Source organism: Nonomuraea sp. NPDC052265, assembly GCF_044547985.1.
Lineage (GTDB): Bacteria > Actinomycetota > Actinomycetes > Streptosporangiales > Streptosporangiaceae > Nonomuraea.
Genome location: NZ_JBIUBJ010000010.1, coordinates 257,787 through 265,459, shown reverse-complemented (window position 1 = coordinate 265,459; position 7,673 = coordinate 257,787). Strand labels below are relative to the sequence as shown.

General features: G+C 71.2%; 5 protein-coding genes and 1 pseudogene. 3 read left to right on the top strand and 3 right to left on the bottom strand.

Annotation, left to right across the window (positions count from 1 at the left end):
- Positions 1-116: 116 nt before the first annotated feature.
- From ACIHAD_RS28420 to ACIHAD_RS28410, 3 genes are read right to left on the bottom strand one after another with little or no spacing between them, the layout of a single operon-like run.
- The gene (locus tag ACIHAD_RS28420; protein ID WP_397357723.1) at positions 117-1,043 is read right to left on the bottom strand and encodes a sulfite exporter TauE/SafE family protein; all 927 of its coding nucleotides are present in this window, start codon (positions 1,041-1,043) and stop codon (positions 117-119) included.
- Entirely contained in the window at positions 1,040-2,266 is a 1,227-nt protein-coding gene (cysC, locus tag ACIHAD_RS28415; protein ID WP_397357672.1) for an adenylyl-sulfate kinase, read from the bottom strand. Before cysC ends, ACIHAD_RS28420 begins: the two co-directional genes overlap by 4 nt.
- A gap of 59 nt (positions 2,267-2,325) precedes the next feature.
- Positions 2,326-3,045, bottom strand: a complete 720-nt coding sequence (locus tag ACIHAD_RS28410; protein ID WP_397357671.1) for a methyltransferase domain-containing protein — start codon at positions 3,043-3,045, stop codon at positions 2,326-2,328.
- 62 nt (positions 3,046-3,107) lie between these two features.
- On the opposite strand from ACIHAD_RS28410, the gene ACIHAD_RS28405 reads away from it, so the two are divergent.
- The 3 genes and pseudogenes from ACIHAD_RS28405 to ACIHAD_RS28395 all read left to right on the top strand — a co-directional run.
- On the top strand, positions 3,108-3,479 hold the full coding sequence (locus tag ACIHAD_RS28405) for a signal peptidase I (RefSeq protein WP_397357670.1): 372 nt from the start codon (positions 3,108-3,110) through the stop codon (positions 3,477-3,479).
- A gap of 75 nt (positions 3,480-3,554) precedes the next feature.
- On the top strand, positions 3,555-7,055 hold the full coding sequence (gene mfd, locus ACIHAD_RS28400; protein ID WP_397357669.1) for a transcription-repair coupling factor: 3,501 nt from the start codon (positions 3,555-3,557) through the stop codon (positions 7,053-7,055).
- 26 nt (positions 7,056-7,081) lie between these two features.
- Positions 7,082-7,672 (top strand): annotated as a pseudogene (locus ACIHAD_RS28395) (SurA N-terminal domain-containing protein); the annotation flags it as partial.
- Position 7,673: the final 1 nt, after the last annotated feature.

Genomic DNA, 7,673 nt, shown 5'->3' with positions numbered 1-7,673 from the left:
AGGGTTCATGGCCTCACTTCGTGAGGCGGGCTCGGTCGCCTCACGCCGCCGCCTTCCCCCGCTCTGGTCGCTGCGCTCCCGCCGCTCCTCCAGGCGCCGGCACTCCCTCGCAGGGTTCATGGCCTCACTTCGTGAGGCGGGCTCGGTCGCCTCACGCCGCCGCCTTCCCCCGCTCTGGTCGCTGCGCTCCCGCCGCTCCTCCAGGCGACGGCACTCCCTCGCACCCTCCAACCGACGACGGTGACGGCCGAGGCGAGGGCGAGGAGGGCGACGGTGAGGGTGTTGTTCACGTCCAGGAGCTTGAGCGCGGAGGCCAGCAGCACGATCGCCAGCAGGGCCCTGATCAGGCCGCCCGGGGCGCGTGAGGAGATCCGCGCGCCGAGGTAGACGCCGGGGATCGAGCCGACGAGCAGCGAGAGCGTGAGCTCCAGCTTGAAGTCCCCGAACAGCAGGTGGCCGAGCGCGGCCGCGGCGACCAGGGGCACGGCCTGCACCAGATCGGTGCCGACGAGCTGGTTGGCCTTGAGCGCCGGGTAGAGCGCGAGCAGGGCCACGATGATCAGCGATCCCGAGCCCACGGAGGAGACGCCGACCACGAGCCCGCCTACCGTACCGACCAGTAGGGTCGGAATTGGGCGCACGACGATGTCGTGGGCGCTCGACGAGCCGCCCCGCGCGCCGAGCCAGCTTTTGACCGCCATGCCCACGACCGCCAGCAGCAGCGCGACGCCCAGCGCGTACTTGACCGCGTCGGTCACGGCGAACGCGCGGGCCAGGAACACCCCGCAGAACGCGGCCGGCACCGACCCGGCGCACAGCCAGCCGACCAGCCGCAGGTTGACCGTGCCCCGCCGCAGGTGGACGACGCCGCCGACCGGCTTCATCACGGCCGAGGCGACCAGGTCGCTGGAGACCGCGGCCAGCGGCGGGACGTTGAAGAACAACATCATCATCGGGGTCATCAGGGCCCCGCCGCCCATGCCGGTCAGGCCGACGACGACGGCGACGACGAAGGACCCGGCGACCAGCGCGAAGTCGATCAACGTACCCACCCTCCGGACCGCAGCGTCCCCAGGACCTGGGAGACGGCCGCCTCGATCGAGATGTGCGTGGTGTCGATCACCAGGTCGGCGTCGTCCGGCTCCTCGTACGGGTCGGAGACGCCGGTGAACTCGGGGATCAGGCCGGCGCGGGCCTTGGCGTACAGGCCCTTGCGGTCGCGCCGCTCGCACTCCTCCAGCGGCGTGGCGACGTGCACCAGCAGGAAGTCGGCCCCGACGGACTCGACGCCCTCGCGCACCTCCTCGCGGGTGGCCGCGTAGGGGGCGATGGGGGCGCAGATCGCCAGGCCGCCGTGGCGGGCGGCCTCGGTGGCGACGAAGCCGATGCGCCGGATGTTCAGGTCGCGGTCGGACTTGGAGAAGGTCAGACCCTTGGACAGCAGGTGGCGCACGACGTCGCCGTCGAGGTAGGTGACCGTGCGGGTGCCGAGCTCCAGCAGTGCGTCGCGCAGGCCGCGGGCGATGGTGGACTTGCCCGAGCCGGACAGGCCGGTGAAGAAGACGACCAGGCCGCGGCGGTGCGGCGGGCCGGGGAGCGTGACGGGCTCGGGGCCCGCGTAGTGCTCGGTGGCGCCGTAGGCGGTGGCGACGTGCTCGCGGAGTTCGAGGTCGATCTCGGGCTCCGCCCGGGGCGCGAGCGGGACCGGGACGACGAGGGTGCCCTCGGGCAGGCGTTCCTTGGCGCGGAGCGCGGCGCGGACGACCCCGGGGCCCGCCTCGCCGTAGGAGAGGGGGAGCAGCACGATCACCGCGTCGAGCTCCTTGGCGGTGGCGGTGATCTCGGTGAGGTCGTCGAGCGGCCCGCGCATCGTGACGGCCAGCGCGGGCCGGTCGCCGAGCACGTGCTTGACCTCGGCGGGCGTACGGCGCAGCCGGGCGAACGGGCCGTGCTCGGGCGTGCCGAGCGCCTTGAGCGGGCCCGAGGCCAGGCCGTCGGCCTCGCGCGCGGCCACGGTGAGCACGGCCAGCGGCAGGCCCTCGGGGTCGAGCAGCCGCACCTCGTCGCCCGGCGAGACCTCGGCGGGCAGGTGGAGGGTGACGGGCGCGGGCCAGGCGGTGCCGTCGGCGAGCGTGCCGCGCTCGTGCACGGCGTGCAGGTCGTCGTGGCCCAGGAAGCCGGTCAGTGGCTCGAACGCCCCGGACAGCAGCAGCTCAAGGTCGGCCAGCTCGTGCGCGTCCGGGGTCCACTCCACGGTTTCCGACATCCCAACTATTCCGATTGAATTGGTAGGAAAGGAGTCTACTCACTCATGGCGTCGTGTCGCTAGAGCAGCCGGGCGAAGTGATGTTGCGGCTTCCTGATCACCATGGTGATCTCGTCGTGGGCGGCGGTGTAGCGCCCGCCGCTCAGCCGGTCGACCAGGGCGACGGCGGCGGCGCCGAGCCGGCCGGCGCGGGCCGGGCCGCTGACCCTGCGCTCGTCGTCGGTGATCATCAGGCCGCGGCTGAGACAGAAGGCGTGCATGCCGTCGCTGGAGGCCAGCGGCCCGTAGACGACGGGCAGCGGGCCCGGCGTGCCGGGGGTGACCAGCGTGCGCCACAACAGCCGGCGCAGCCACGACGGCGTGAGGCGGTCGAGCAGCCCGTAGGCCGACTTCCTGTCGCGCATGCGCAGCAGCACCAGGCCGCCGGGGCGCAGGGACTGGAGCAGGCGGTCGAACACCAGCTCGGCGTGCTGGACGCGTTCGAGCAGGAAGGACAGGTGGATCACGTCGTAGGCCCGGTGCTGCAGCGGCACGCAGCGCAGGTCGCCGAGCGACCAGGCCACCAGGTCGGCGCGCTCCTCCACGACGTCTCTGATGACCGGATGGTCCTCGTCGGCACCCGTGGCCCTGGCCTCCAGCGGCTCCAGGTCGAGCGGCTCGTCGTGGGCGCACCCCGCGACGAGTATGTCGAGCCGCCGGCTGAACCGCCCGGCCCAGTGCTCGCGGATCCGTTGACCGAAGATGTCGCCTCGCTGGGCGACTGATCGCACCTCAGACATGTCACCTACAGTAATCAATCGAGCGGTCTCGGTTACGCACATCCCTGCTAGCGTCCTGCCCCGTGGACGAGCAGGTTTACGTGGGGAACGCCGATATCGACGCCGCCGGCGACCGTGGCTGGCTGCTCGGGCACTTCAAACCCCTCGGCGACCCACGGCACAGTGAAGAAGTCGAGATCAAGTGGGGTGTGCACCCGGCAGGCGACGAGCGTGCCCAGTGGGTCACAGGCGAGCAGCGCACCGCCCTGCTCGTCCTGATCAGCGGTAGGTTCCGGGTGGAGCTGCCGGGGCGCAGCGTGCTGCTGGCCGAGCGCGGCGACTACGTGGTGTGGGGCAAGGGCGTGGACCACTCGTGGGTCGCCGAGGAGGAGTCCGTGGTGCTCACCGTACGCTGGCCGTCGGTCCCCGGTTACCGGGTGCCGCACCCCGAGTAGGCTGGGTGGAGACCCCCGCGACCTGACCCGGCCGGGGGTAGTTGTGTTGCCGTCGTGGGGCTGTGGGCGTATCTGATGAGTCTTTCCGGACTGCTTGACCTTGTTGCCCTGGGGGCCGGGGCCGACCCGAAGTTGACCGCCGCGCTCGAAGAGGGCGGCGACGTCTCACTGATCGCGCCTTCGGCGTTGCGGCCGTTCGGCGTGGCCGCGCTGGCCGCGCACGATCAGCGCACCGTGCTGGCCGTCACCGCCACCGGGCGGGAGGCCGAGGACCTCGCGGCGGCGCTGACCAGCCTCGTCGAGCCGAGCTCGGTCGCGGTGTTCCCGGCCTGGGAGACGCTGCCGCACGAGCGGCTCTCGCCGCGCAGCGACACCGTGGGCCAGCGCCTGGCCGTGCTGCGGAGGCTGGCGCACCCGGTCGAGGGCGACGCCGCCGCGGGCCCGCTCGGCGTGGTGGTCGCCCCGGTCAGGGCGCTGCTCCAGCCGATCGTCAAGGGGCTCGGCGACCTGGAGCCGACCAGGCTGAGGGCGGGCGACGACGCCGACCTCGACGCCGTGGTCGAGCGGCTGGTCACCAACGGTTACCACCGGGTGGACATGGTGGAGAAGCGCGGCGAGGTGGCCGTGCGCGGCGGGCTGCTCGACGTGTTCCCGCCCACCGAGGAGCATCCGCTGCGGCTGGAGTTCTGGGGCGACACGGTCGAGGAGATCCGCTGGTTCAAGGTGGCCGACCAGCGCTCGCTGGAGGCGGCCGAGGACGGCCTGTTCGCGCCGCCGTGCCGCGAGCTGCTGCTGACCGGCGAGGTCAGGGCGCGGGCGCGGGAGCTGGCGCAGGAGCACCCGGCCCTGGCCGAGGTGCTCGACCAGCTCGCCGAGGGCAGCCCGGTCGAGGGCATGGAGGCGTTCGCGCCGGTGCTGGCGGGGGAGATGGACCTGCTGCTCGACCACCTGCCGATCAGGTCGGCGGTGTTCGTGTGCGACCCCGAGCGCATCAGGAGCCGGGCCGAAGAGCTCGTACGCACCTCGCAGGAGTTCCTGGAGGCGTCCTGGATCAACGCGGCGGCCGGCGGCGAGGCGCCGATCGACCTGGGCGCGGCGGCCTTCCGCACGCTGGAGGAGATCCGCGGCCACGCCGACGCGCTGGGCCAGCCCTGGTGGACGATGGCGCCGTTCGGCAACGGCGTCGAGCTCGACGCCCAGGACTCCGAGGCGTACCGGGGCGACACGGCCAAGGCGCTGGCCGACATCAAGGGCTGGCTGGCCGAGGACAAGGCGGTCGTGCTGCTCAGCGAGGGCCACGGGCCGGCCGAGCGCATGGTCGAGCTGCTCAAGGGCGTCGACGTGCCCGCCAGGTTGCAGCGTTACCTGGACAAGGCGCCCGAGCCCAAGGTCGTGCACGTCTCGACCGGCCTGATCGAGCACGGGTTCATCACGCCCGGCCTGGCCGTGCTCACCCACCTCGACCTGGTGGGGCAGAAGGCGTCCACCAAGGACATGCGCCGGCTGCCCTCGCGCCGCCGCAACATGGTCGACCCGCTCCAGCTCAAGGTCGGCGACCACGTCGTGCACGAGCAGCACGGCGTCGGCCGCTACGTCGAGATGGTCCAGCGCACGGTCCAGGGCGCGACCCGCGAGTACCTGGTCATCGAGTACGCCAAGGGCGACCGCCTCTACGTGCCCACCGACCAGCTCGACGAGGTCACCCGCTACGTCGGCGGCGAGGCGCCCACGCTCAACCGCATGGGCGGCGCCGACTGGGCCAAGGCCAAGTCCAGGGCCAAGAAGGCGGTCAAGGAGATCGCCGGCGAGCTGATCAGGCTCTACTCGGCCCGCATGGCCTCGCCCGGCCACGCCTTCGGCGCCGACACGCCGTGGCAGCGCGAGATGGAGGACGCCTTCCCCTACGCCGAGACCGGCGACCAGCTCGAAGCCATCGACGAGGTCAAGCGCGACATGGAGCGCGGCGTCCCGATGGACCGGCTGATCTGCGGCGACGTCGGCTACGGCAAGACCGAGATCGCGGTGCGGGCGGCGTTCAAGGCCGTCCAGGACGGCAAGCAGGTGGCCGTGCTGGTGCCGACCACGCTGCTGGTGCAGCAGCACATGTCCACCTTCGCCGAGCGGTTCTCCAGCTTCCCCATCGCGATCAGGCCGATCTCGCGCTTCCAGACCGACGGCGACGTCAAGGGCACGATGGAGGGGCTCAGGTCGGGCGCGGTCGACGTCGTCATCGGCACCCACCGGCTGCTCAGCCCGGAGGTCAGGTTCAAGGACCTCGGGCTGATCATCATCGACGAGGAGCAGCGGTTCGGCGTCGAGCACAAGGAGGCCATGAAGCACCTGCGCACGCAGGTCGACGTCCTGGCCATGTCGGCCACGCCGATCCCGCGCACACTGGAGATGGGCCTGACCGGCATCCGCGAGATGTCCACGATCCTCACGCCGCCGGAGGAGCGGCACCCGATCCTCACGTTCGTGGGGCCGTACGAGGAGAAGCAGATCGGGGCGGCGATCCGGCGCGAGCTGATGCGCGACGGCCAGATCTTCTTCGTGCACAACCGGGTGGCCTCCATCAACCGGGTGGCGGCGCGGCTGCGCGAGCTGGTCCCCGAGGCGCGCATCGCGGTGGCCCACGGCCAGATGAACGAGCACCAGCTCGAAAAGATCATGGTCGGCTTCTGGGAACGCGAGTACGACCTGCTCGTCTCGACCACGATCGTGGAGTCCGGCCTCGACGTGCCCAACGCCAACACGCTCATCGTCGACCGGGCCGACAACTACGGCCTGTCGCAGCTCCACCAGCTCAGGGGCCGGGTCGGTCGAGGCAGGGAACGCGGTTACGCCTACTTCCTCTACCCGCCCGAGAAGCCGCTGACCGAGACCGCGCACGAGCGCCTGGCCACCATCTCCCAGCACACCGAGATGGGCGCGGGCATGTACGTCGCGATGAAGGACCTGGAGATCCGCGGCGCGGGCAACGTGCTGGGCGCCGAGCAGTCGGGCTTCATCGCGGGCGTCGGCTTCGACCTCTACGTGCGCCTGATGGCCGAGGCCGTGCAGGAGCAGAAGGCCAAGCTGTCCGGGGCCGAGGTCCAGCAGGAGCAGCAGGACGTCAAGGTCGAACTGCCCATCAACGCCCACATCCCGCACGACTACGTCACCTCCGAGCGGTTGCGGCTGGAGGCGTACAAGCGGATCGCGGCCATCACCGCGCCGATCCACATCGACGAGGTCCGCGAGGAGCTCACCGACCGCTACGGCAAGCCGCCGGTGGAGGTGGAGAACCTGCTGGAGGTGGCCCGCTTCCGGATCAGAGCGCGCTCGGCCGGGCTCACCGACGTCACGCTGCAGGGGCAGAACATCAAGTTCGGCCCGGCACGGCTGCGGGAGTCGCAGCAGGTCAGGCTCGACCGGCTGTACAAGAAGGCCATCTACAAGCAGGCGGCCGAGACCTTGCTGGTGCCGGTTCCCAAGACCAAGCCGCTGGGCGGGCAGCCGTTGCGCGACCTCGATCTGCTCAAATGGTGCGGCGACCTGGTCGAGGCGATGTTTCTTGAGCCCGCGCGGGTAAGCTAAGCGCGGTTTTTGTTCGGAAAGGGACGCATGTGAAGTCGATTCGAGTGGCTGTGGCCGCCGGCGCGGTAGGACTCACCGCGCTCACCGCCTGCTCTTCGCCCATGGAGGCCGGAGCAGCGGCCGTGGTCGGGAGCGAGCGCATCTCGGCCCGCGACCTGACCAGGAACGTTCAGGAGTACGAGGGCGCACTCAAGCGCGCCAACGTCTCGGCCGAGCAGCTCGGGGTGCCCGTCACCCAGTTCGTGCTCTACCGGATGGCGAACGAGAGCGCGTTCAGGCAGCTCGCGGCCAAGCACAACGTGCAGGTCAGCGAGGGCGAGATCGACAACGCGCTCAAGGACCCGGGCCAGTACCAGTCGCCCGAGATCAACCTGATCGCCAGGGGCGTCAGCCCGGCCGACGCGCGCGGCTACCTGCGTGCGGAGCTGGGCGCGGTCAAGGTGCGCAACCAGCTCGGCGGCGCCCAGGACCAGGCGGCCCAGGAGAAGTTCGTCAAGGAGCTGACGAGCATCAAGCCGATCTACAGCCCGCGTTACGGCGAGTTCACCCAGCAGGGCTTCGTCGATCCGGGCCGGTTCGGCAAGTCCTCCCAGCAGGCGCAGCCGCAGCAGGGCTAGC

Coding starts and splice junctions, on each gene's coding strand:
- ACIHAD_RS28410 (WP_397357671.1), bottom strand. CDS start 3,045: ATGTCTGAGGTGCGATCAGTCGCCCAGCGAGGCGACATCTTCGGTCAA.
- mfd (WP_397357669.1), top strand. CDS start 3,555: ATGAGTCTTTCCGGACTGCTTGACCTTGTTGCCCTGGGGGCCGGGGCC.
- cysC (WP_397357672.1), bottom strand. CDS start 2,266: ATGTCGGAAACCGTGGAGTGGACCCCGGACGCGCACGAGCTGGCCGAC.